Genomic DNA, 22,283 nt, shown 5'->3' with positions numbered 1-22,283 from the left:
CCGCCAAAGCTGCTTTGGTGATAAAAACTAAACTTTATTTGCTCGCACAGCGGAAGCCCAAGTTATTTAAAACATATTTGGACTGCAGGCTGGTGCGGATGCCGTAGCGTAAGAATGCCGCATAGTTGGACGGATCGCTTGAACCTACGGATGCGCCGCTACAGAACATTTGTGTGTTGGATGAGCCGGCAGAGAGTTGGCTGCTGTTGAAGTCTTCAGTCCATTCCCAAATCAGGCCGTGCATATCATATACGCCCCAGTAGTTGGGTTTGTTTTTACCGATGTCGTGCAGGCCGTTGCGGCCGCCGTCTGCATACCAATCCAAGATGGTGCGGTTGTAGCCAGGCTCGGCAGAGCCGTCTTTTTGAGTGGCAGAAGCCAAGCCTGCAAATTCCCACTCGTCAATAGTCGGCAGACGTTTGCCTTTGGAGACGCAGTAAGCATTTGCGGCAAACCACGAAACATTGGTTACCGGATGTTTGAGTTCGCTGGCTTTAGGCGCAAAACTGTTGCTGCCATTTTTTACCCAATGTTTCAGGTAAGCTTTTTCAGCATGTTTGGAATTGATTTTTCCTTTTTGCCATTGCGGATGTGTGTTCACAAATTCGGCAAATTCGGCATTGGTTACCGGATATTTGTCAAGCTGGAAAGGTTTGACTTTAATAAGGGAAGTTTCTTTTTTGAGATAGAGAGGACGGTAGCTGCCTCCTTCGATTTTTACCATTTCGGCAGCAAATGTATTGCCGCAGATTAAGGCACTGCCTAAGAGGAGGAGTCGTATGAGTTTCATGGTACGCCCTTATTATCGATTGAAACAGGAAATTTATTTTTCAGATAGCCTAATCATAACAAGGCCGTCTGAAAAATCAATCTGTCTGATTGAACAGGAAGATTAATCGTGATGGAAGCCACTGCGGCTCTAAAGAGTAGGGCAGCAGTGGCTTGGCGTATTAAACCGAGAGATTATTTAGCGGCTTCAGAAGCACCAGACGCAGCTGCTGGAGCAGAAGCGGCAGCACCGGCAGGTTGGTAAACGGTGTCGCTCAGTTTTTTGGTCATGATTTCAGGGTTTTCATCACCCTCAACTTTCAATTGACCCAAAGCACCTTTGTTGAACGCACGGAAGATAGAGTGGTCAACCAAAGTGTAGCTGCCTGGAATGTCGACTTTGAATTCAACGATAGCGGCACCACCGGCAGGAACAATTGTACTTTGTACGTTTTCGTTAATCAGTTTACCACCTTCAACATATACTTTGTCAAAGATTTCGCCGATAACGTGGAAAGAAGATACCAAGTTAGGACCACCGTTACCAACGTACATACGAACAGTTTCACCAGCTTTAGCTTTCAGGGCGTTGTCGCCGGCGATAGAACCTACGTGACCGTTAAATACAACGTATTCAGGTTGTTCAGCAATCGCTTTATCCATATCGAAAGGTTGCAGGCCTTGAGCACCTTTTTTACCTTTAGTATAGAAGTCACCTTGTACAATGTAGAACTCTTTGTCCACTTTAGGCAGACCTTCTTTAGGTTCAACCAAGATCAAACCGTACATACCGTTGGCGATGTGCATACCTACAGGAGCAACGGCACAGTGGTAGATGTACAAACCGGCTTGCAGTGCTTTGAAGCTGAAGGTAGAAGTGTGGCCTGGGGCAGTAAAGGTAGCTTCTGCACCACCGCCTTGACCGGTTGCAGCGTGGAAGTCAACGTTATGAGGAACGGTAGAAGAAGGATTGTTAGAGAATTCTACTTCTACGGTATCGCCTTCGCGTACACGGATCATTTGGCCCGGAACGTCGCCGTTGAATGTCCAGTAATGGTATTCAACACCGTCTTCCATGGTCATGGTTTTTTCGACGGTTTCCATTTTAACGCGTACTTTAGCCGGATGATCGCGATCAGTTGGAGGTGGAACTTCCGGAGCGTGAGTTACGATAGCATCGATTACAGGCAGTTCTGAAGAAGGAGTCTCTGCAGCAGCTTGTGAGTTGGAAGCGGCAGGAGCTTCAGCAGAAGCGGTAGCAGCTGGAGTTTCAGCAGAAGCGGTAGCAGCTGGAGTTTCAGCAGGTTTAGCAGCTTGCTCGCCGCATGCGGCCAATGCAAATACAGAAGCGATAAGTGCGGCTAAGGTTTGGCGTTTCATGTTTAAAGTTTCCTTATAGTAAGAAAAGTTAAGAATCCTGATAGGATGGTTCGAAGTTTTGTATGATTATGTAGGCGCTTGTTTGGTCATATTTTGATGTAAATCAAATTGTTCAGGGAATATGAATCTTTTAATCCCTAAATACTCCTTTAGAAGTATAAAAAAATACATCGAAAAGTTTATTTTTGTGTGAAAATGTTAGCGAAAACTTAACACAAAATACGATAAAGGAGGGTCTGTATAGGCAAATGGGAATCAATATCATATAAGTTAATGGTTTTAAAGGAATATTATTGACAAAATATTTCTTTACTTATTAAACCGTGATACAATCTTTAACATTCATATTTGATGAATTAATACCCAACCACTTTTTACCAAAATCAAGGAGTACTTAAAATGGGACAGTACAAGAAGCTTTGGTACTTGCTGTTTGCCGTACTGGCAGTATGCTTTACCATTCTTGGTTATATGGGTAGCGAAGTCTATAAAAAGGCTCCGCCATACCCTGAACAAGTCGTTTCCGCATCCGGCAAAGTCCTGATGACCAAAGACGATATTTTGGCAGGTCAATCTGCATGGCAAACTACCGGCGGTATGGAAGTCGGCTCTGTATTGGGTCACGGTGCATACCAAGCTCCGGACTGGACTGCCGACTGGCTGCACCGCGAGCTGGTTGCATGGTTGGATCTGACTGCGCAAGAAACTTACGGCAAAAAATTTGACGAAGTTTCTCCTGAAGAACAAGCTGTTCTGAAAACACGTTTGGCTGACGAATACCGCAATCAAAGCCGTGTTAAGGAAGATGGTTCTGTCGTTGTCAGCGAAACCCGCGTGAAAGCGATCGAAAGCATCCTGCCTTACTACCACGGTGTGTACAGCGACGATCCTAAGTTCCAAACCACTCGCGAACACTTTGCAATGAAAAACAATACATTGCCAAGCACAGAAGCGCGTGAAAAACTGTTCAATTTCTTCTTCTGGACTTCTTGGTCTGCTTCGACCAACCGTCCTGACGAAACTTTCACCTACACCAACAACTGGCCGCATGAGCCTCTGATCAACAACGTACCGACTACTGAAAACTACATGTGGTCTTTCACCAGCGTGGTATTGTTGCTGATGGGTATCGGCTTGCTGATGTGGGGTTACTCTTTCTTGACCAAACACGAAGAGGTTGAAGTACCTACTGAGGATCCTATTTCCAAAGTACAACTGACTCCTTCTCAAAAAGCGTTGGGCAAATATGTATTCCTGACTGTTGCGTTGTTTGTCGTACAAGTACTGTTGGGTGGTTTGACCGCTCACTATACTGTCGAAGGTCAAGGCTTCTACGGTATCGATACCGCCTTGGGCTTTGAAATGGCCGATTGGTTCCCATATGCGCTGACCCGTACTTGGCACATCCAATCCGCTATTTTCTGGATTGCAACCGGCTTCCTGACAGCAGGTCTGTTCTTGGCTCCGATTGTGAACGGCGGTAAAGATCCTAAATTCCAACGTGCCGGTGTGAACTTCCTGTACATCGCCCTGTTCATCGTAGTCGGCGGTTCTTACGCAGGTAACTTCTTTGCTTTGACTCACATCATTCCACCTGAGCTGAACTTCTGGTTTGGTCACCAAGGTTACGAATACTTGGATTTGGGTCGCTTCTGGCAACTTCTGCTGATGGTCGGCTTGCTGTTGTGGCTGTTCCTGATGTTGCGTTGCACCATCTCTGCCTTTAAAGAAAAAGGTACAGACAAAAACCTGTTGGCTATCTTCGTAGCTTCTATGGTCGGTGTGGGTGTGTTCTACGCTCCTGGTCTGTTCTACGGTGAGAAATCTCCAATCGCTGTGATGGAATACTGGCGTTGGTGGGTGGTTCACCTGTGGGTAGAAGGCTTCTTCGAAGTGTTCGCTACTGCTGCCTTCGCATTCATCTTCTACAACATGGGCTTTGTCCGCCGTAGTACTGCCACTGCTTCTACTTTGGCTGCTGCTGCCATCTTTATGTTGGGCGGTATTCCAGGTACATTGCACCACTTGTACTTCTCCGGCTCTACCTCTGCCTCTATGGCAATCGGTGCATGTTTCTCCGCTTTGGAAGTTGTACCTTTGATTCTGCTGGGTCGTGAAGCTTACGAACACTGGTCTTACCAACACCTGTCTGACTGGGCGAAACGTCTGCGTTGGCCTCTGATGTGCTTCGTAGCAGTTGCCTTCTGGAACATGATCGGTGCTGGCGTATTCGGCTTCCTGATTAACCCGCCGATTTCCCTGTTCTACATCCAAGGTCTGAACACTACTGCAGTTCACGCTCACGCGGCTCTGTTCGGTGTGTATGGTTTCTTGGCTCTGGGTTTTGTATTGCTGGTTGCACGCTACCTGAAACCTAATGCTCAATTTGATGACAAACTGATGACTTGGGGCTTCTGGCTGCTGAACGGCGGTCTGGTCGGTATGATTGCCATCAGCCTGTTGCCGGTCGGCGTGATCCAAGCTTACGCTTCTATCACTCATGGTCTGTGGTATGCACGTAGCGAAGAATTCCTGCAAATGGAAATCCTGGATACCCTGCGTTGGGTTCGTACCGCTGCTGACTTGATCTTCATCGGTGGTGCTGTCTGCGTTGCTATCCAAGCTACCAAAATCGTATTCAGCCGCGATAAATAATCTTAAGCTGAATTAAATCGAAGGCCGTCTGAAAAGTTTTCAGACGGCCTTTCTGTTATAATTTCAACATTCTTAAATCGACAAGACAAAACATTATGTTCAACCAAGCTGCTCAAGAGCTGACCACTGTTCGCGATTTATTGCGTTTCGCCGTCAGCCGTTTTAATGATGCCGGACTGTTTTTCGGACACGGAAGTGATAATGCCCATGACGAGGCAGCCTATCTGATTTTGCATACTTTGAACCTGCCTTTGGATATGTTGGAGCCTTATTTGGATGCCAAATTGTTGCAAAGTGAGAAGGAGGAAGTGCTGTCGATTATCGAACGTCGCGCAGTTGAGCATATTCCTGCCGCGTATCTGACGCATCAGGCATGGCAGGGTGAGTTTGATTTTTATGTCGATGAGCGTGTTATCGTGCCTCGTTCTTTCATTTATGAATTGCTGGGCGACGGTATCCGTCCTTGGATTGAACATGATGAGTTGGTGCATCGAGCTTTGGATTTGTGTACCGGTAGCGGCTGTTTGGCCATTCAAATGGCGCATCACTATCCCGATGCACAAATTGATGCCGTTGATTTAAGCTTGGATGCGCTGGAAGTAGCCGCCATCAATATCGAAGATTATGGTTTGGAAGACCGTATCAGCTTGGTGCATACCGATTTGTTTGAAGGTCTGGATGAAACCTACGACTTGATTGTTTCCAATCCGCCTTATGTCGATGCGGAATCTGTAGAAGCGCTGCCTGATGAATACCTACATGAGCCGGAATTGGCTTTGGGTAGCGGAGAAGATGGTTTGGATGCTACACGCCAAATCATTTTGCAGGCTGCGAAATATTTGAATCCGAAAGGTGTATTGTTGGTTGAAATCGGTCATAACCGTGAAGTATTGGAAGCGGCTTATCCCGAATTGCCGTTTACTTGGTTGGAAACCAGCGGTGGCGATGGGTTTGTATTCTTATTGACCCGTGAGCAATTATTGGGTGAAGAGTAGTTTATTTTGATATGAATAAAACAAAGGCTGTCTGAAAAAAGTTTCAGACGGCCTTTATTCTGTATAATCTTTAATGTTTTAAGAAAATACAAATACCTATGGTATGCCGAATATGAAATCCAAGCAGGCTTTGAAACTATAGCTTATAATATTCGTCATAGTTTCTAATGTCAGTGGATTTTTATTACTGACTTTTTGTAGAACATATACTGCCAAACTCCATATTATGAATAATTATTTAAAATCAGGCCTGGTGGCTGCTGCTTTGTTCAGTATGCCCGTTTCTGCCTTTGCCCAGCAACATACCGTTTATTTCAATCAAAACGGTAAACTGACGGCGACCATGCCTTCGGTTGCTTATGTCCGACAATACAAGATTGAGGCAGGCAAGGCTCAGGTACAGGATTTTTACTATCCATCGATGAAAAAATATTCTGATCCTTATGAAGTACCTGCCGGTCAGATTAAGGTTTTTGTGCCGGCGTTGGATAATGGTACGCTGACCCTGTGGCATTTCAACGGTCAGAAAAAGATGGTTGGCAGCTATCGCAACGGAAAACCGCATGGCGAATGGGTCAACTGGTATCCAAACGGCAAAAAATCTGCGGTGATGCCTTATCAAAATGGCCTGAGTGAGGGCGTGGGTTCTCGCTATTACCGAAATGGTGTGAAAGAAAGCGAAATTCAGTTTAAGCATGATAAAGCCAATGGTCATTGGAAACAATGGTATTCAGACGGCAGCCCGAAAACCGAAATGATGATGAGCAATGACAAACCGACGGAGATCATTAGTTGGGATGAAAATGGCCGCGTTGTGTCTGAATTGAGTATTCGCAACGGCAAACGCAGCGGCATTATTTTGGATTGGTATGATGATGGTGCGAAGAAATCCGAGTTGGTTTATAAAGACGACCAGTTGGTGAAAAAAACCTTTTGGGATACAGACGGATACGTTCTCGAATAGTTTTGATCATAAAAAACCGCAGGCTGATCAGCTTGCGGTTTTTTGTGTGTTACATACAGCCTTTGTTTTGGCACAGGGTAAATAACGGCGCGCCGCTTTCACGGATTTTTTTGCCGCCGTCCAAATCGGTAAATTCCAAAATGGCAGCCGCTTCGATTACTTCACCGCCCAGTTTGCGGATCAGTTCGACACCTGCCAGCATTGTGCCGCCGGTTGCCACTAAATCATCTACCAACAAAACGCGTGCACCCGGCTTGATGGCGTCGGTATGGATTTCTACCGTTGCTTCGCCATATTCTAAAGCGTAACTTTGAGAAACCGTATCAAACGGTAGTTTGCCTTTTTTGCGGATGGGGACAAAGCCGACGTTCAGCTGATAGGCCAAAGCCGCGCCAATGATGAAGCCGCGCGCATCCAAGCCCGCAACGACATCAACTTTTTGCCCCATATAGCGGTAAACCAGTAAATCGACCAGCAGGCGGAAATATTCTGCGCTTTGCAAAACGGGAGTAATGTCATGAAACAAAATCCCTTTTTGAGGCCAGTTTTCAATTTTACGGATTTTGTCCGCCAAAGCCTCTACGCCCATTACTTCAGGATGAATCAACATCTCGACATTCCGAAATCAAAAAGTTTTTAACACGATATTGTAGCGGTCATATGCGGACTTGCCAAATTAATCGATACAATAGCCAAATTTTGCAACATGCCGTCTGAAATTCCGAGAAACATTGTGTTGTGTTATAATTTACAGATACATACCATCGGCTGAACCACCATGCAAAATCATAAAAAAGGTAATATTTACATCATTTCTGCCGCTTCCGGCACAGGTAAAACGACCTTGGTGTCACGCCTGTTGAAAAATCATGACGACATCCGTGTTTCCATTTCTCATACCACGCGCCAGCCGCGAGAGGGTGAGGAACATGGTGTGCATTACCACTTTGTTCCCAAAGAAGAGTTTGAATCACTGATTGAGCAAAGAGCCTTTTTGGAACACGCCAATGTGTTCGGCAACTACTACGGCACCAGCATTGCCGGCGTAAATTCGCTGAGCGAAGAGGGCTATGACGTAATTTTGGAAATCGATGTGCAAGGTGCGGCGCAAGTGCGTAAATCGTTGCCTGAAGCCAGCAGCATTTTTATCCTGCCGCCTTCCTTTGAAGTATTGGCACAACGTTTGATCGGCCGTGGTACAGATAGCGAAGAAGTTATTCAAACACGCCTTTCAAAAGCCCGTCATGAGATTGAGCAATCCGTTTTGTTCGATTACGTTGTCGTGAATGACGATTTGGATCGTGCCGAAGCCGATTTGTTCCACATTATTAAAGCAGGCCGTCTGAAAAAATCCGCCCAGCAGGGATTTATCTCAAACCTGTTGGAAAATTCGTAAAAAACAGCGAAAATAACCGTTTATTTGAAACATAGAAAGAAAGCAAGCAAACATGGCCCGTATTACTACTGAAGACTGCACAGGTAAAATCCCTAACCACTTCGACCTTACCCTCGTTGCCGCCCGTCGCGCACGTCAACTGGAAAACGGCAACACGCCTTTGGTTGACGACATCCGCAACAACAAACCAACCGTAACCGCCCTGCGCGAAATCGCAGCCGGACAAATCGGAACCGAGCTGCTGACCCGCAATAAATAAACCAACCGGCAAACCGATAAAACCGCCGCGCGGACTGTATCGGTGCGATATCACAACCGATACAGTCTGACGGCTTAAAAAAATAGCCATAAAAGGCCGTCTGAAAATGCCAGCCCCACTGCCTACCGCTCCCTATGACCCGTTGACAGCAGAAGCGCGCGAGCTTCTGTTTCGCACCGCATCCTATCTCAATACCAATGAGCAGGCCGAGCTTGAAAGAGCCGTTGCCTACGCTTTCCACGCCCATGACGGACAAACCCGTAAAAGCGGCGAGCCCTACATTACCCATCCCCTTGCCGTTGCCACGCAGCTTGCGATTTGGCACATGGATGTTCAAGGCCTCTGCGCGGGCGTTATGCATGATGTATTGGAAGATACGGGCGTAACCAAAGTCGAAATGGCGGCAGAATTCGGCGATACCATTGCCGAAATGGTAGACGGCCTCTCCAAACTGGAAAAACTCAAATTTGAAGATCATGCTGAGCATCAGGCGGAAAGTTTCCGTAAGCTTATCCTAGCCATGACTAAAGACGTGCGCGTCATCGTCGTCAAACTTGCCGACCGATTGCACAATATGCGTACCCTTGGCTCTATGCGTCCGGAAAAACGCCGCCGCATCGCCAAAGAAACCCTCGAAATCTATGCTCAAATCGCCAACCGCATTGGTCTGAACAATGCGTATCAAGAGCTTCAAGACCTATCGTTCCAAAACCTCCACCCAAGACGCTACGAAACCCTGAAAAAAGCCATGGACAACAGCCGCAAAAATCGCCGCGATGTTGTCGGCAAAGTGTTGCGTGCATTTGGTCAGCGTTTGGTTGGTGTCAATATTGAAGCCAAAATCAAAGGCCGCGAGAAAAACTTATACAGCATCCATCAAAAAATGCTGGCTAAAAAGCTGCGTTTTGCCGAAGTAATGGATATCTACGGCTTTCGGGTCATTGTAAACAATATTCCTGCCTGTTATGCCGCGTTGGGTGCATTGCATAATTTATACCACCCAAAGCCCGGTCGTTTTAAAGACTATATCGCCATTCCGAAAAGCAACGGCTACCAAAGCCTACACACGACCTTGGTCGGCCCTTACGGTTTGCCGATCGAAGTGCAAATCCGTACGCGTGAAATGGACGCTGTGGCTGAGGGTGGTATTGCCGGTCATTGGATTTATAAATCCGGTGAAAACACTCCGGACCAAGCCGTCCTCCATATGAACCGGTGGATGAAAAATATTCTTGACCTGCAAGCCAGCAGCTCAAATGCCATCGAGTTTCTGGAGCATGTCAAAGTCGATTTGTTCCCCAACGAAGTCTATATCGTTACCCCGAAAGGCGATATCCTTACCTTGCCTAAAGGGGCAACGCCGATTGACTTTGCCTATGCTGTTCACACCAATATCGGCCATAAAACCGTTGCCGCGCGCATTAATAATGTCATGATGCCGTTGCGCACTAAGCTGAAAACCGGTGATACGGTCGAAATCATTACTTCCGAACATGCCAAGCCCAATGTGGCATGGTTGAATTTTGCCGTTTCCAGCCGTGCGCGCAGCGCCATCCGCCAATACATTAAAAATCTGAATCGTCACGATGCCGTTGTTTTGGGTGAAAACTTGCTGCAAAAAGCTTTATCCAGCCTGTTGCCTAAAGATATCCTGCTTTCAGACGACCTCAAAGAAAAATACCTTGCCGATTTGAATACCAAACAAACCTCGTTTGAAGAGGTCCTCTACAATGTCGGTATGGGGCATACTTTGCCGGTACACGTTGCCATGCACATTGCCGAGTTGGCAGGCCAACATTTTGGCAGCGCGGTCAAACTCAGCCCGATCAAAGTCAACGATCAGGAAACCGGCCGGATTCATTTTGCCGAATGTTGCCATCCGATTCCAGGCGATGCGATCCGCGCATTATTGGTCAAAGACAAGGGTATGATTATCCACCGAGATACCTGTCAAACTTTGGTCAAAGCCGATCCGGAAGAGCAACTGGATGCGGGTTGGGACAGTTTGCGCAATCAAACGTACCGCACTATCCTCAACGTTAAATCCGAAGATGCGCATGGTTTGTTGGCCTCAATGGCGCAAGCGATTTCCAATTCCGGTGCAGATATCGAATCTGTCGATACGCCAACCAAAGCGCAAGCAGGAACGGAAGGTTTTGTGGAATTTAAATTCACAATTAAAGTCAAAGACTTGGATCAGGTTAATCAGATTATTCATGCAATGCATGCCAATCCGAATATCCGCAAAGTGATTCGAGGATAATCTCGTTATAAGCAAAGGCCGTCTGAAAGTGTTTTCAGACGGCCTTTTTGATGTTTGCAAATAAAAGCTGTTGGCTTCTTTTTAAGAGGGTTTATGGCTTTTTTGTAATTGGATTGGGTTTAATTCAACCAAAAACGGAAAACCAAGAAGAAGACCAAGGCCAAAACGCCGGCCCAAACCAGCAACATGAATCCGGCTACTGCCTGACCCAAGCGGTAAACAGGATTTTTGCGTTCGTCTTCGAGTAGGGGATTTGGTGTATCGTGCGGTTTGTCGGACATGATGAAGCTCTGATTGAATTATTGAATAAAAACGTAAGGGTACGCCGATAGAAGCAAAGATTCAAGTGGGAATGATTATTGATAGAAGTCTTCGTCTTCATTCCACGCGGTTTTTAAGGCCGTCTGAATGGTGTCGGCACCAAAGCCGCGATAGGCAAGAAAACGCGCCTGTTTTTGTTTTTCTTTCAAATCTTGAGCTTCTTGCTTGAATTTTTTACGCAAGACGGAAATGGCGGTTTGCAGCTCGTCCTCCCTATCGGGTAGGAACTCCCGACAGTCGTCTGCATCGATACCTTGTTGTGCCAAAGCTTGCTTGAGGCGGAGCGTGCCGTAACGGTTGCTTTTGCTGTAAATATAGGCTTCTGCGTAACGTTGGTCGGATTGCCAATTTCGTTCGGCAAATTCGTCTAAAACCTTTTCCAATTCTTCTTCGCTTTCAGCGTGTGGGGCCAGTTTGCGTTTCAAGCCGACACGGCTGACTTCCTGACGGGAAAGAATATCCAAGGCGCGGGCGCGTAAGGTTTTGGGAGGTTTCATGGGGATATGGAGGGGGAGGGATTTTAACTACATTGAATTACATTTCAGACGGCCTGATTAGGTGAAAGCACCGAAAAGGCCGTCTGAAAATAAAGCCGAATCATTCTTCGTCTTTGTTTTTTTGCGGTTGCAGATTTTCGTAGATTTCAGGCAGGGCGCGAATCAACAAATCAGGTTTGGTCGCTTTGTCTTGAGAGAGCAAGGTCATGTCGCCATAGCCGAATGTTACACCGACGCTGAAGCAAGCGGCCGCTTTGGCGGCAAGAATGTCATTTTTAGAATCGCCCACCATCAGCATATTGGCAACGTCGATGCCCAAAACTTCGGCCGCATGTTGAAGCGGCAATGGGCTGGGTTTTTTCTCAGTCAGGCTGTCGCCGCCGAGAACCAGGCTGAAGTAGCCGTCGAGATTAAGCTGTTTCAGCAGCTCGGCTGCCAGAATTTCATTTTTGTTGGTAATGACAACCAATGGAATACCCAAGGACTTGAGCAGGCCGAGACCGGCTTCGGTTTCAGGGTAGGGGCGGGTAAAGTCGCTCAAGTGCTCACGATAATATTTCATAAAGAACACAAAGCCTTTTTCCCAGATTTCAGGATCGGCTTCTTTTTCACGATCATGGGTAATGACGCGATGAACCAACTTGCTAATGCCGTCGCCGACATAACTTTCAACCGTTTGGGTGGGTAAAACAGGTAAACCCAAGTGCGCACACATGGCTTGGGCTGCTGCGGCCAAATCGGGAACGGAATCACATAAGGTACCGTCCAAATCAAAGGCAACGGCTTGAACGTGTTCTAAAGCAGCAGTGGTCATTGAGTAGCTTTCTGTCATATTATTTAAGCGGTTATTTTAACATTGTTTGCTTGATTTGCCGATGTTTTGCTGATTCTTTAAAAGGATATTTGTTTAAATTGTTAACAATTTTGCTGGCGTAAGGCTGTCAGTCTATTGGGAATGTGGAAGGGATTTTTGTCAACAAAAAGGGTGGTTTGGTAGGCATTAAAAAACAAAGGGTTTGTGTGTTTTTTTGAATGATTTGATGAGCATCTATACTAGGCCGTCTGAAAAATTTCCGGCTAGTGTGCCGATATTTTCAGACGGCCTCAAACTAAATTTATATATAAATGAATAGATTTGCTTTTTATCGACTACACGCTATTACATTTTTGTCCGTTTTTGTATATAGTAACGTGTATGGCTCTCGTCTAATCATATGTATGAAAAGGAAAAATACATGTCCGCATCTGCTGTAAAAGAAACGCTGAATCCGTTTGAAATTGCACAAAAACAAGTAAAAATTGCCTGCGATCGCCTGAATGCCGACCCGGCAGTATTTGAAATCTTGAAAAAGCCACAACGTGTTTTGGAAGTAAACTTCCCTGTCAAACTCGACAACGGTACAGTAGAAAACTTCACCGGCTACCGTTCACAACACAATAATGCCGTCGGCCCTTACAAAGGCGGCGTGCGTTTCCATCCTCATGTGAATATGGACGAGGTTAAAGCCCTGTCTATCTGGATGACCATCAAATGCTGCGTGGCCGGCATTCCTTACGGCGGTGGTAAAGGCGGTATTACTTTGGATCCGCGCAATTATTCTGAAGCGGAGTTGGAACGCATAGCCCGCGCTTATTCCGAAGCTATTTCTCCGTTGATCGGCGAGAAAATCGATATTCCCGCCCCCGATGTGAACACCAACGGCAAAATCATGTCTTGGATGGTTGATGCCTATGAAAACGTGGTGAAACATTCCGCACCGGGCGTATTTACCGGCAAACCGGTTGAGTTTGGCGGTTCCTTGGCGCGTACTGAGGCCACTGGTTACGGCGTAAACTTCGCCGCCGTCCAAGCTTTGGAAAAACTGGGCAAAGACGTGAAGGGTGCCACTTACGCCATTCAAGGTTTCGGTAATGTGGGCTACCACACCGGTTACTATGCACACAAAGCCGGTGCGAAAATCGTTGCCGTATCTACTGTTGACGTTGCCATTTACAACGAAAACGGCTTAGATATGGAAGCAATCATCAAAGAATTCCAAACCAAAGGTTTCATCACCAACGAAGCCGGCTACGGCAAAGAAATCAGCAATGCCGAACTTTTGGCTTTGGAAGTGGACGTACTCGCCCCTTGCGCGCTGGAAAACCAACTGACTTCTGAAAACGCCGGTAAAGTCCGTGCGAAAATCGTGGTTGAAGGTGCAAACGGTCCGACTACTCCTGAAGCAGACATTATCCTGCGTCAAAATGGCGTATTGGTTGTTCCTGATATTTTGGCAAACTGCGGTGGCGTGGTGGTATCCTATTTTGAATGGGTACAAAACCTGCAAGGCTACTACTGGGAGTTTGACGAAGTTCAAGAGAAAGAAACCGTTGTCCTGCGCCGTGCGTTCCGCGATATTTGGAACTTGGCTCAAGAATACGATGTCGACCTGCGTACCGCTTCTTACATGATGAGTATCCGTCGTGTTGAAAAGGCAATGAAACTGCGCGGCTGGTATTAATCGTTTGACCAATAGCTAAGAGTAGGCCGTCTGAAACCTGTTTTCAGACGGCCTTGATGTTTTTGATAAGAGCCTTTACAAATTTTAATCCACCTTGATTCCATTTCAATCAAACTCAGCTATAATCCCCTTTTTTGACCTTTCCGGAAAAGACATAATCATGAACAAAACTTTCAAATTCAGCGCATTGGCTTTGTCTGCTTTGTTAGCACTGACTGCTTGCAACCAAAAAGACACTGCCGCTAAAGACGCTCCTGCTGCTTCCGCAGCTTCAAATGCGACTGCAGATGCTTCTGCCATCGGTTCTACTGCCCAACAAGCCAGCTACGCAATGGGTGTGGACATCGGCCGTTCATTGAAACAAATGAAAGACCAAGGCACAGAAATCGATTTGAAAGTCTTCACCGAAGCCATGGAAGCCATGTTTGAAGGCAAAGAAGTCAAAATGACTGAAGCCCAAGCTCAGGAAGTGATGATGAAATTCCTGCAAGAGCAACAAGAAAAAGCTACTGCCAAACGTGCTGAAGATGCCAAAGTAAACTTGGAAAAAGGCGAAGCGTTCTTGAAAGAAAACGCGACTAAAGAAGGCGTGAAAACTAGCGCTTCCGGTCTGCAATACAAAATTACCAAAGAAGGCGAAGGTAAAAAACCGACTAAAGACGATATGGTTACCGTTGAATATGAAGGCCGTCTGATTGATGGTACCGTATTTGACAGCAGCAAAGCCAACGGTGGCCCAGTAAGCTTCCCTGTAAGCCAAGTGATTCCAGGTTGGACTGAAGGTATCCAACTCTTGAAAGAAGGCGGCGAAGCAACATTCTACATCCCGGCCAAACTGGCTTACCGCGAAGTTGGCGCCGGCGATAAAATCGGCCCGAACGCTACTTTGGTATTCGACGTGAAACTGGTTAAAGTCGGCGCGCCTGATGCTGCCGCACAACAACCAGTACAAGTTGACGTACAAAAAGTTCAATAATCCGAATCAAGGCTTACGCCCTTAAACAACGGATAAAAGGCCGTCTGAAAAAATTCCGTTTCAGACGGCCTTTGTTCCAAACAAACAAGGAATTATGATGAAAAATATCGTCATCCTTATTTCCGGACGTGGCAGCAATATGCAGGCGATTGTGAATGCCAATATTTCCGATGCCAACATTGCAGCCGTATTGAGTAACAGCGAGACCGCAGCCGGATTGGCATGGGCGGCAGAGCGCGGTATTGCCACCGACAGTTTGAACCATAAAAACTTCGACTCGCGTTTGGCATTTGATCAGGCCATGATGGAAAAAATCGATGCCTATCAGCCGGATTTGGTTGTATTGGCGGGCTTCATGCGCATTTTGACCCCCGAATTCTGCGCGCATTATGAAAACCGCCTGATCAACATCCATCCGTCCATCCTGCCTTCTTTCACCGGTTTGCATACCCACGAACGCGCATTGGAAGCAGGTTGCCGAGTAGCTGGCTGCACCATCCATTTCGTGACCCCCGAGCTGGATTGCGGCCCGATTATTTCACAAGGCATTGTGCCGATTTTGGACGGCGATACCGCCGCCGACGTTGCTGCACGCGTGCTGACGGTTGAACACCAGCTGTTTCCGCAAGCCGTTGCTGATTTCGTTGTAGGTCGTCTGAAAATCGAAGGCAACCGCGTTTTGAATGCACAACGCAATGCCGCCGGTCAAAGCCTGTTGGCTTAATAAAACACGATACACACAAGGAAAACATCATGAATCCGATTAAAACAACCCTGCTGACACTTTCCCTGCTCACTGTCTCCATCGGCGCACAAGCCGCTGAATTGCCGCAATCTGCCGTTTTGCAATACTCAGGCAGCTACGGTATTCCTGCGACCATGACCTTTACACGCAGCGGCAACCAATACAAAATCGTCTCTACCATCAAAGTACCGCTTTACAATATCCGCTTTGAATCTGGCGGCAGCATCAACGGCACGACCTTGAATCCGTCTTACTACAAAGATGTACGCGGCGGTAAATTGTATGCCGAGGCCAAATTCTCCGGCGGCAACATCACTTACGGCAAAGCAGGTGATTTGAAAACCGAAAAATCCGGCCCAGCCATGGACTTGTTTACTTTGGCATGGCAACTGGCCGCCAATGACGTGCGCCTGCCGTCAGGTTTGAAAATTACCAACGGTAAAAAACTGTACACCGTCGGCAGCATGAACAAAATCGGCAGCGAAAGCTATAAACTGAACGGCGGTACAACGCCTGTGAGCAAATATCGCGTCCGCCGCGGCGACGATACCGTTACTTACTCTTTTGCTTCCGATATCGACAATATCCCTGCGCAAATCAGCTATACCGATGACGGCAAAACCTACAACCTGAAACTGACTTCCGTCAAAATCAACGGTAAAGTAGTGAAACCGTAATCTTTATTTACTCAAACAAGAAGGCCGTCTGAAAAGTTTTCAGACGGCCTTTTATCTTTACAGCAACACAATATCGTATTGTTCCTGCGTGTAGGCGGTTTCGACTGCCAGAGAAATCGGCTTGCCGATAAAGTCTATCAACATCGCCAGCGATTGTGATTCTTCGTCTAGGAACAAGTCGATGACATTCGGAGCGGCCAAAATGCGGAAGGCTTGGACATCGTAGCGGCGCGCTTCGCGGACGATTTCGCGTTGGATTTCGTAGCACACGGTTTGCGGCGTTTTCAGACGGCCTCGGCCTTGGCAGGAAGGGCAGGGTTCGCAGAGGATTTGGCTTAAGTTTTCACGCGAACGTTTGCGGGTCAGTTCGACAAGGCCCAGACTGGTAAAGCCGTTGAGGGTGACGCGGGTGCGGTCGAAACTCAGGGCTTTGGCAAGCTCTTGCAGGACGGCTTCGCGGTGGATTTCCTGCGCCATATCGATGAAGTCGATGATGATGATGCCGCCGAGATTGCGCAGGCGAAGTTCGCGGGCGATGGTGTGGCAGGCTTCGAGGTTGGTGCGGAAGATGGTTTCATCAAAATTGCGTGCGCCGACAAAGCCGCCGGTGTTGACATCGATGGTGGTCATGGCTTCGGTGGACTCGATGATGAGGTAGCTGCCGAAGTTGAGGTTGACGCGCGGTTGCAGGGCGCGGGCGATTTCCTGCTCGATGTTGTGGGTTTCAAATAGGGGGCGTTCACCTTTGAACAGCTCGATCCTGCCCAACGCGCCTTGAACGTATTGTTCGGCAAACTGGGTCATGCGGCGGTGGTTTTCCGTGGAGTCAACCAGGATTTTATGTGTATCGAGGCTGAACATATCGCGCAAAACGCGCAGGCTCAAAGGCAAATCTTGATAGAGCAGGGTTTCGGGCGGCTGGATTTTTGCCTGTTTTTGAATGTGTTCCCACACTTTAGTCAGGTAGTTGATGTCTGATTGCAGTTGGTCATCGGAGGCGTTTTCAGCGTTGGTGCGAATGATGTAGCCGTGGCAGGCGTTTTCGGGCAGCAGGTTGTTGAGGCGCTCCCTCAAACTGCTGCGTTCGGCATCGTCTTCAATGCGTTGAGAAATGCCGATATGGTCTTCTTGCGGAAGATGGACGAGGAAACGGCCGGCCAGTGAGATTTGGGTGGACAGGCGCGCGCCTTTGGTATTGATGGGGTCTTTGATGACCTGAACCAAGACAGACTGGCCTTCAAAGAGCATATGTTCGATGCGTTGGGTTTCATCCGGATTGCGGCGTTGTTCGAGGACGTCGACGATATGCAAAAACGCGGCGCGCTCCAAGCCGATATCGATGAACGCGCTTTGCATGCCGGGAAGGACGCGTTTGACGACGCCTAAATAAATATTGCCGACCAAGCTATGGCCGCTGTTGCGCTCGATGTGCAGCTCGCAGATATTGTTCTCTTCCAAAACGGCCACACGCGTTTCTTGCGGCGTGATGTTGACGAGGACAGTTTCGGGCGGACGCACGGCGTCCTTGGGGATGGGGATTCCTGAAAGCATGGGGATACCTGATTTTGAATAGAAAAATTTTTGCGATGTGTTCTTCTCCAAAAAACAAATGGCAAAAGTCATTCTGCGAAAGCGCTTATCATACTTTAATTATGGTTTTTCCGCATCTGCACAAATGTTTATGGCCAAGAGGCCGTCCGAATGTTTTTTACAACCGTACGGCGGGAACACTTGTAAAATAGCACCTATGCCCATATAGTCATGAACATTGGTATTTTGGAAGAAATCATGCAAACCGTTACTGTTTATACCGGTCCATATTGCCCGTACTGCACCATGGCGAAAAGGCTGTTGCAGGCGGTGGGTGTGAAAGAAATCAACGAAATCCGCATCGATGGCAATCCGGAAGTTTTTGCCGAAATGCAGCAGCTTTCCGGCCAGCGCAGCGTGCCGCAGATTTTTATCGGCGACACCCATGTCGGTGGCTTTACCGATTTGTACCGCTTGCAGCAGGAAGGCAAGTTGGACGAATTACTGAATCCTTAACCCTTAACTTAGGAAAATAAAATGAGCGAAGAATTGCAACCCGTATTCAGCGTTGAGCGTCTGTATGTAAAAGACTTGTCTTTGGAAGTGCCTCACGCACCACAAATCTTCTTGGAACAAGGCGAGCCTGAAGTGGATATGCGCGTTTCTACCGGCAACACCAAACTGGAAGACGGTTTCTACAGCGTTGACGTTACCGTGACCGTGACTGCCAAACTGAACGAAGAGCGCACCATGTTCTTGAACGAAGTTACCCAAAGCGGCATCTTCCGTCTGGAAAACATTCCTGAAGAAGACGTACAACTGCTGTTGGGCGTTGCTTGTCCGAACATCCTGTTCCCTTATGCACGCGAAGCCATTTCCAACAGCGTAACCCGCGCCGGCTTCCCACCTGTACTGCTTGCTCCGATCAACTTCGAAGCAATCTACCAAGAGCAACAGGGAGCTAACGCTTAATCGCGTTATACCTAAATTAAGGCCGTCTGAAACATTGTGTTCAGACGGCCTTTTTTTATTTGAAAATTAGGATATAAGAAAAATCTATAATAAAAAAAGTTCATATATTAATGTAATAAGTATATAATGATATCGCTTATCATTACGATAATATTTTTAATTTTATAGGTTTGTATACCATTTAAAATCAATGAATTAGAATTTTATCCAGTAAGTAGATTCTATTAATTAAGGAAATAGTTGTGAAACCTGATTTTCAAATGAAAACAATTTGTTTGTTATTGGTGCTGCCTTGCCAAACTGTTTTTGCAGATACGGGACATCAAGAAGTGGAACATGTAGATATGGATACGGTCAAGGTCAGTGGCAAACGGCAGGCACAAAGGAATACCGAGCGCAGTCAGTCTTATACAATCGGAACGATGGCAACGGCGACTGGGTTGCGTATTTCAGGCAAGGATACGCCGCAGTCGGTGAGCGTAATGACGCGTCGGCAGCTAGATGATAAAGCAATATATTCTTTAGAAGATGCAATGAAAAACACTACGGGAATCAACGTGGTTCGTGATTCGGGCCTACAAACTCGTTTTTTGTCTCGTGGTTTCTATGTTGATCAGATTGGTGAAGACGGTATTACTACTAATGTGTCTGGACGTTCGGGCTATACGGCAAAAATCGATGTCTCACCCAGTACAGACCTGGCTGTTTATGATCACATTGAGGTTGTCAGAGGTGCAACCGGTCTTACTCAGTCTAATTCCGAACCGGGTGGAACCATTAATTTAATCCGTAAGCGGCCAACAGCTCTGTTTAAGCATACAGGTGAAATCAGTACTGACCATAGGGGCAGCAAGCGTTTGGCTTTGGATGTATCTGGAAGCTTGAATAATGAACATACGGTACGCGGTAGGCTGGTTGGTGTTCATGAGGACCACCGCTCTTTTAAAGAGGGTGTATGGAACAAGAAAGACATGGTTTATGGCGTGATCGATACTGATTTGAGTGATAACAGTATGCTGACTTTGGGTGGTACTTATCAGAAGAATAAAGATATTCCCGATTTTGCCGGCGTGATTTTACCTTGTGAGGATCAAAAAACTGCGGCCTTCAGCTCCAGTCCTGCCTGTAACAATCCTTTGAAATTGCCACGTAAAACTTATTTGGGTGAAACCTCATGGTCACGCCTGAATGCTGATAAATACAATATTTTTTCCGGTTTCAAACATGTCTTTGACAATGGATGGCAACTTAATGCCGAAATTTCTTATACGCGTAACGATTCAGATGCCAAAGTCGGACAATTTTTTCTGAAAAACGAACACGCGGCAGGTATTTCAGCATCTGAGGCAACGGGTTTCTTAACCGAAAAGGGAGAGGTTATTCCTTTTGAGCCTAAAGACAAGGCGTTGGCAAAATTAAAAGAATATCGTGATGGCGTCACGAAAACATATGAAGAGAAAAAAGCAGATTATGTTGCCCATCATTTCGATTCATCTGCTTTTGAACAATATCGCTCCCAAAGGGCGGCAGCACGTCGGGCAGGTTTCGATCAATGTATGCAGGACATTGGTTTGGATTTCCTATGCAACGACTGGCAGGATCCGGGTGTAGAAGTAGATAAAAAAGAGTTTATTGATAAGGAGCTTGCAAAGCAAGGAATTATTAACAATGCAGAAGGCCTGTTTCCCAACCGTCTATACGACTCAGCATACAATCTTCGCCACACATACAACCGCCGTTACAACTTCATGCCGTTGCACTATACCAAACACGATGTGCAATGGGGCTTTAAGCTGGATCTGACAGGTAATTACCGCCTGCTTGGGCGTGAACATGATTTCTTTGTCGGTTATGCGTATAACAATGAAAAAATTCGTTCTGCTTATACGGAAATATATCAAAACCGTTATTTTGTCCGTCCTCAAGGTTATGCAGGTGCAGGCAGTTGCGGCATTCATCCCGATGGTCCGGAGCGTAATCCTTTAGAAAAAGGTATTGTCGAACCAGATTGGCATATTTATAACGAAAAAGGTAATAACAAGATCTATGTGCCGGAATGCAGTGGCGCGCATGTGACCAAATATACTCCTCGTTTGGATGCAGAGGGTAAGCCTGTCTGGACAGTCAACGACAATGGTGAGCGCGTAATGGTGCAAGATCCTGTTTACGAATTGGATGCAAATGGAAACAAAATACAGGAGCGGGATGAAGAGGGAAATTTGAAATGGGCAAACCAATATCTGAAAACGCCGCTGTGGAAAACTGTTCAGGTTGCAGATGATCATGTTCCGGCGTTATACAATTATTCGAAATACCTTAACACGAATAAAACACATTCTTTGACTGTCAGTACCCGCTTTAATGCAACCAACCGTCTGCATCTCTTGGGCGGTATGCACTATACGCGCTATGAAACCACACAAGCCAAAGAAATGCCTGTACGCTATGGCCAGCCTGCTACGGCATTTCAAACTGAGAGCAGTAACAAAATCGACAAAGAACACTACACCTCAAAAATGCAAAGTCATAGGTTCACGCCATATGCAGGCATTACCTACGACCTGACACCGCAACAAAGCTTGTATGCCAGCTATACTAAGATTTTTAAACAACAGGATAACGTTGATGTAACCAGCAAATCCGTTCTTCCACCACTCATCGGGACTAACTATGAAATAGGTTGGAAAGGGTCGTTCTTGCAAGGCCGTCTGAATGCTTCGCTTGCCTTATTTGTTTTACAGCAGAAAAACCGAACCGTTGTCGATTTCGGATTTGTTCCCGATACTAGTCGTAACGGAGGTTCATTCCAAACCATCGCCAAACCTGTGGGTAAGGTTAAGAGCAGCGGTGCAGAACTTGAATTGGCTGGCGAATTGTCGGAAAACTGGCGTATTTTTGTTGGCTACACATATAACAAAAGTAAGTATAAAAATGCTGCAGAAGTCAATGCGGAGCGGTTGGAGAAAAACACGACTGCCGACCCATATAACTTCAGTAACTTCACGCCGGTACATATGTTCCGCCTCGGTACAAGCTACCGCTTGCCTCAAACTAAGTTGACCTTGGGTGGTGGAATATCCGCGCAAAGTCGCACAAGTAGCCTTTACAATATTCGCCAAGGAGGCTACGGACTTATAGATGGCTTTGTTCAATATGACTTTCACAAACACGGCAGAATCAGCCTGATCGGAACGAACCTGGCTGACAGGACGTATTTTGAAAACAACTACAACCGTACGCGAGGTCAAAACAATTTCTATGGCGAACCGCGGACAGTCAAATTGAAATTGGATTGGCATTTCTAGAGCGAATGGATCATTATTTGGTATGTGAACATTATTGGCCAAATTCCTGATAAAAGTATGGATTGAACATCCTTCTTTT

The 22,283-nt window shown here is 46.6% G+C and carries 20 protein-coding genes; 13 read left to right on the top strand and 7 right to left on the bottom strand.

The genetic code is table 11. The annotated features are described in order from the left end of the window. Window positions 1-34: 34 nt before the first annotated feature. Complete coding sequence (locus ACTHRE_RS03330; RefSeq protein ID WP_070461388.1) at window positions 35-790, bottom strand: formylglycine-generating enzyme family protein; 756 nt, start codon at window positions 788-790, stop codon at window positions 35-37. Window positions 791-963: 173 nt separating this feature from the next. After that, the gene (nirK, locus tag ACTHRE_RS03325) at window positions 964-2,148 is read right to left on the bottom strand and encodes a copper-containing nitrite reductase (protein WP_377072184.1); all 1,185 of its coding nucleotides are present in this window, start codon (window positions 2,146-2,148) and stop codon (window positions 964-966) included. Window positions 2,149-2,547: 399 nt separating this feature from the next. On the opposite strand from nirK, the gene ACTHRE_RS03320 reads away from it, so the two are divergent. From ACTHRE_RS03320 to ACTHRE_RS03310, 3 genes are all read left to right on the top strand, one after another. Continuing rightward, complete coding sequence (locus ACTHRE_RS03320) at window positions 2,548-4,803, top strand: nitric-oxide reductase large subunit (protein WP_070645136.1); 2,256 nt, start codon at window positions 2,548-2,550, stop codon at window positions 4,801-4,803. A 95-nt stretch (window positions 4,804-4,898) separates the two neighbouring features. Next, the gene (gene prmB, locus ACTHRE_RS03315) at window positions 4,899-5,798 is read left to right on the top strand and encodes a 50S ribosomal protein L3 N(5)-glutamine methyltransferase (protein WP_004519392.1); all 900 of its coding nucleotides are present in this window, start codon (window positions 4,899-4,901) and stop codon (window positions 5,796-5,798) included. 274 nt (window positions 5,799-6,072) lie between these two features. Beyond that, window positions 6,073-6,762, top strand: coding sequence for a toxin-antitoxin system YwqK family antitoxin (locus tag ACTHRE_RS03310; RefSeq protein ID WP_232502742.1), 690 nt, complete (start codon window positions 6,073-6,075; stop codon window positions 6,760-6,762). A 49-nt stretch (window positions 6,763-6,811) separates the two neighbouring features. Here the strand turns inward: ACTHRE_RS03310 and ACTHRE_RS03305 are convergent, their stop codons facing one another. Continuing rightward, on the bottom strand, window positions 6,812-7,372 hold the full coding sequence (locus ACTHRE_RS03305) for an adenine phosphoribosyltransferase (protein ID WP_003682296.1): 561 nt from the start codon (window positions 7,370-7,372) through the stop codon (window positions 6,812-6,814). A 168-nt stretch (window positions 7,373-7,540) separates the two neighbouring features. On the opposite strand from ACTHRE_RS03305, the gene gmk reads away from it, so the two are divergent. From gmk to ACTHRE_RS03290, 3 genes are all read left to right on the top strand, one after another. Then, a complete protein-coding gene (gmk, locus tag ACTHRE_RS03300; RefSeq protein WP_004519394.1) occupies window positions 7,541-8,158 on the top strand; it encodes a guanylate kinase in 618 nt (205 codons plus the stop codon). A gap of 52 nt (window positions 8,159-8,210) precedes the next feature. Beyond that, complete coding sequence (gene rpoZ, locus ACTHRE_RS03295; protein ID WP_003682294.1) at window positions 8,211-8,417, top strand: DNA-directed RNA polymerase subunit omega; 207 nt, start codon at window positions 8,211-8,213, stop codon at window positions 8,415-8,417. Window positions 8,418-8,523: 106 nt separating this feature from the next. Next, window positions 8,524-10,680, top strand: a complete 2,157-nt coding sequence (locus ACTHRE_RS03290) for a RelA/SpoT family protein (RefSeq protein WP_300481995.1) — start codon at window positions 8,524-8,526, stop codon at window positions 10,678-10,680. A gap of 119 nt (window positions 10,681-10,799) precedes the next feature. Here the strand turns inward: ACTHRE_RS03290 and ACTHRE_RS03285 are convergent, their stop codons facing one another. From ACTHRE_RS03285 to ACTHRE_RS03275, 3 genes are all read right to left on the bottom strand, one after another. After that, complete coding sequence (locus tag ACTHRE_RS03285) at window positions 10,800-10,961, bottom strand: hypothetical protein (RefSeq protein WP_049344044.1); 162 nt, start codon at window positions 10,959-10,961, stop codon at window positions 10,800-10,802. A gap of 75 nt (window positions 10,962-11,036) precedes the next feature. Further along, a complete protein-coding gene (gene recX / locus ACTHRE_RS03280; RefSeq protein ID WP_296184729.1) occupies window positions 11,037-11,498 on the bottom strand; it encodes a recombination regulator RecX in 462 nt (153 codons plus the stop codon). Window positions 11,499-11,598: 100 nt separating this feature from the next. Continuing rightward, the gene (locus ACTHRE_RS03275) at window positions 11,599-12,312 is read right to left on the bottom strand and encodes a phosphoglycolate phosphatase (protein WP_296184732.1); all 714 of its coding nucleotides are present in this window, start codon (window positions 12,310-12,312) and stop codon (window positions 11,599-11,601) included. A 421-nt stretch (window positions 12,313-12,733) separates the two neighbouring features. On the opposite strand from ACTHRE_RS03275, the gene ACTHRE_RS03270 reads away from it, so the two are divergent. The 4 genes from ACTHRE_RS03270 to ACTHRE_RS03255 all read left to right on the top strand — a co-directional run bounded on the left by ACTHRE_RS03270 (window position 12,734) and on the right by ACTHRE_RS03255 (window position 16,397). Further along, complete coding sequence (locus tag ACTHRE_RS03270; RefSeq protein WP_377072189.1) at window positions 12,734-13,999, top strand: Glu/Leu/Phe/Val family dehydrogenase; 1,266 nt, start codon at window positions 12,734-12,736, stop codon at window positions 13,997-13,999. 160 nt (window positions 14,000-14,159) lie between these two features. Further along, window positions 14,160-14,975 carry an FKBP-type peptidyl-prolyl cis-trans isomerase gene (locus tag ACTHRE_RS03265; protein ID WP_070607922.1) on the top strand — a complete coding sequence of 272 codons (816 nt, stop codon included), beginning with the start codon at window positions 14,160-14,162 and terminating at the stop codon, window positions 14,973-14,975. A gap of 97 nt (window positions 14,976-15,072) precedes the next feature. Beyond that, a complete protein-coding gene (gene purN, locus ACTHRE_RS03260) occupies window positions 15,073-15,699 on the top strand; it encodes a phosphoribosylglycinamide formyltransferase (protein ID WP_377072349.1) in 627 nt (208 codons plus the stop codon). A gap of 29 nt (window positions 15,700-15,728) precedes the next feature. Continuing rightward, window positions 15,729-16,397: a DUF3108 domain-containing protein gene (locus ACTHRE_RS03255; RefSeq protein WP_377072191.1), complete on the top strand. Its 669-nt coding sequence runs from the start codon at window positions 15,729-15,731 to the stop codon at window positions 16,395-16,397. Between the two features lie 57 nt (window positions 16,398-16,454). Here ACTHRE_RS03255 and ACTHRE_RS03250 read toward each other — a convergent pair whose 3' ends face one another. After that, complete coding sequence (locus ACTHRE_RS03250) at window positions 16,455-17,948, bottom strand: Rne/Rng family ribonuclease (protein WP_070607916.1); 1,494 nt, start codon at window positions 17,946-17,948, stop codon at window positions 16,455-16,457. A 237-nt stretch (window positions 17,949-18,185) separates the two neighbouring features. Here ACTHRE_RS03250 and grxC point away from each other — a divergent pair, with 237 nt between their 5' ends. The 3 genes from grxC (at window position 18,186) to ACTHRE_RS03235 (ending at window position 22,204) form a co-directional block, all read left to right on the top strand. After that, window positions 18,186-18,443: a glutaredoxin 3 gene (grxC, locus tag ACTHRE_RS03245; RefSeq protein WP_003684090.1), complete on the top strand. Its 258-nt coding sequence runs from the start codon at window positions 18,186-18,188 to the stop codon at window positions 18,441-18,443. Window positions 18,444-18,464: 21 nt separating this feature from the next. Further along, the gene (gene secB / locus ACTHRE_RS03240; protein ID WP_003682271.1) at window positions 18,465-18,899 is read left to right on the top strand and encodes a protein-export chaperone SecB; all 435 of its coding nucleotides are present in this window, start codon (window positions 18,465-18,467) and stop codon (window positions 18,897-18,899) included. Window positions 18,900-19,159: 260 nt separating this feature from the next. Further along, a complete protein-coding gene (locus tag ACTHRE_RS03235; RefSeq protein ID WP_440344852.1) occupies window positions 19,160-22,204 on the top strand; it encodes a TonB-dependent siderophore receptor in 3,045 nt (1,014 codons plus the stop codon). Window positions 22,205-22,283: the final 79 nt, after the last annotated feature.

It is taken from the genome of Neisseria sp. P0001.S007 (genome assembly GCF_051963655.1).
GTDB lineage: Bacteria > Pseudomonadota > Gammaproteobacteria > Burkholderiales > Neisseriaceae > Neisseria > Neisseria subflava_A.
This window is presented reverse-complemented; position numbering and strand designations above follow the sequence as displayed.

What these genes read in the sequence shown, in the direction of transcription:
- ACTHRE_RS03330 (WP_070461388.1), bottom strand. Translation starts at nt 790, where the DNA reads ATGAAACTCATACGACTCCTCCTCTTAGGCAGTGCCTTAATCTGCGGC.
- nirK (WP_377072184.1), bottom strand. Translation starts at nt 2,148, where the DNA reads ATGAAACGCCAAACCTTAGCCGCACTTATCGCTTCTGTATTTGCATTG.
- ACTHRE_RS03320 (WP_070645136.1), top strand. Translation starts at nt 2,548, where the DNA reads ATGGGACAGTACAAGAAGCTTTGGTACTTGCTGTTTGCCGTACTGGCA.
- prmB (WP_004519392.1), top strand. Translation starts at nt 4,899, where the DNA reads ATGTTCAACCAAGCTGCTCAAGAGCTGACCACTGTTCGCGATTTATTG.
- ACTHRE_RS03310 (WP_232502742.1), top strand. Translation starts at nt 6,073, where the DNA reads ATGCCCGTTTCTGCCTTTGCCCAGCAACATACCGTTTATTTCAATCAA.
- ACTHRE_RS03305 (WP_003682296.1), bottom strand. Translation starts at nt 7,372, where the DNA reads ATGTTGATTCATCCTGAAGTAATGGGCGTAGAGGCTTTGGCGGACAAA.
- gmk (WP_004519394.1), top strand. Translation starts at nt 7,541, where the DNA reads ATGCAAAATCATAAAAAAGGTAATATTTACATCATTTCTGCCGCTTCC.
- rpoZ (WP_003682294.1), top strand. Translation starts at nt 8,211, where the DNA reads ATGGCCCGTATTACTACTGAAGACTGCACAGGTAAAATCCCTAACCAC.
- ACTHRE_RS03290 (WP_300481995.1), top strand. Translation starts at nt 8,524, where the DNA reads ATGCCAGCCCCACTGCCTACCGCTCCCTATGACCCGTTGACAGCAGAA.
- ACTHRE_RS03285 (WP_049344044.1), bottom strand. Translation starts at nt 10,961, where the DNA reads ATGTCCGACAAACCGCACGATACACCAAATCCCCTACTCGAAGACGAA.
- recX (WP_296184729.1), bottom strand. Translation starts at nt 11,498, where the DNA reads ATGAAACCTCCCAAAACCTTACGCGCCCGCGCCTTGGATATTCTTTCC.
- ACTHRE_RS03275 (WP_296184732.1), bottom strand. Translation starts at nt 12,312, where the DNA reads ATGACCACTGCTGCTTTAGAACACGTTCAAGCCGTTGCCTTTGATTTG.
- ACTHRE_RS03270 (WP_377072189.1), top strand. Translation starts at nt 12,734, where the DNA reads ATGTCCGCATCTGCTGTAAAAGAAACGCTGAATCCGTTTGAAATTGCA.
- ACTHRE_RS03265 (WP_070607922.1), top strand. Translation starts at nt 14,160, where the DNA reads ATGAACAAAACTTTCAAATTCAGCGCATTGGCTTTGTCTGCTTTGTTA.
- purN (WP_377072349.1), top strand. Translation starts at nt 15,073, where the DNA reads ATGAAAAATATCGTCATCCTTATTTCCGGACGTGGCAGCAATATGCAG.
- ACTHRE_RS03255 (WP_377072191.1), top strand. Translation starts at nt 15,729, where the DNA reads ATGAATCCGATTAAAACAACCCTGCTGACACTTTCCCTGCTCACTGTC.
- ACTHRE_RS03250 (WP_070607916.1), bottom strand. Translation starts at nt 17,948, where the DNA reads ATGCTTTCAGGAATCCCCATCCCCAAGGACGCCGTGCGTCCGCCCGAA.
- grxC (WP_003684090.1), top strand. Translation starts at nt 18,186, where the DNA reads ATGCAAACCGTTACTGTTTATACCGGTCCATATTGCCCGTACTGCACC.
- secB (WP_003682271.1), top strand. Translation starts at nt 18,465, where the DNA reads ATGAGCGAAGAATTGCAACCCGTATTCAGCGTTGAGCGTCTGTATGTA.
- ACTHRE_RS03235 (WP_440344852.1), top strand. Translation starts at nt 19,160, where the DNA reads ATGAAAACAATTTGTTTGTTATTGGTGCTGCCTTGCCAAACTGTTTTT.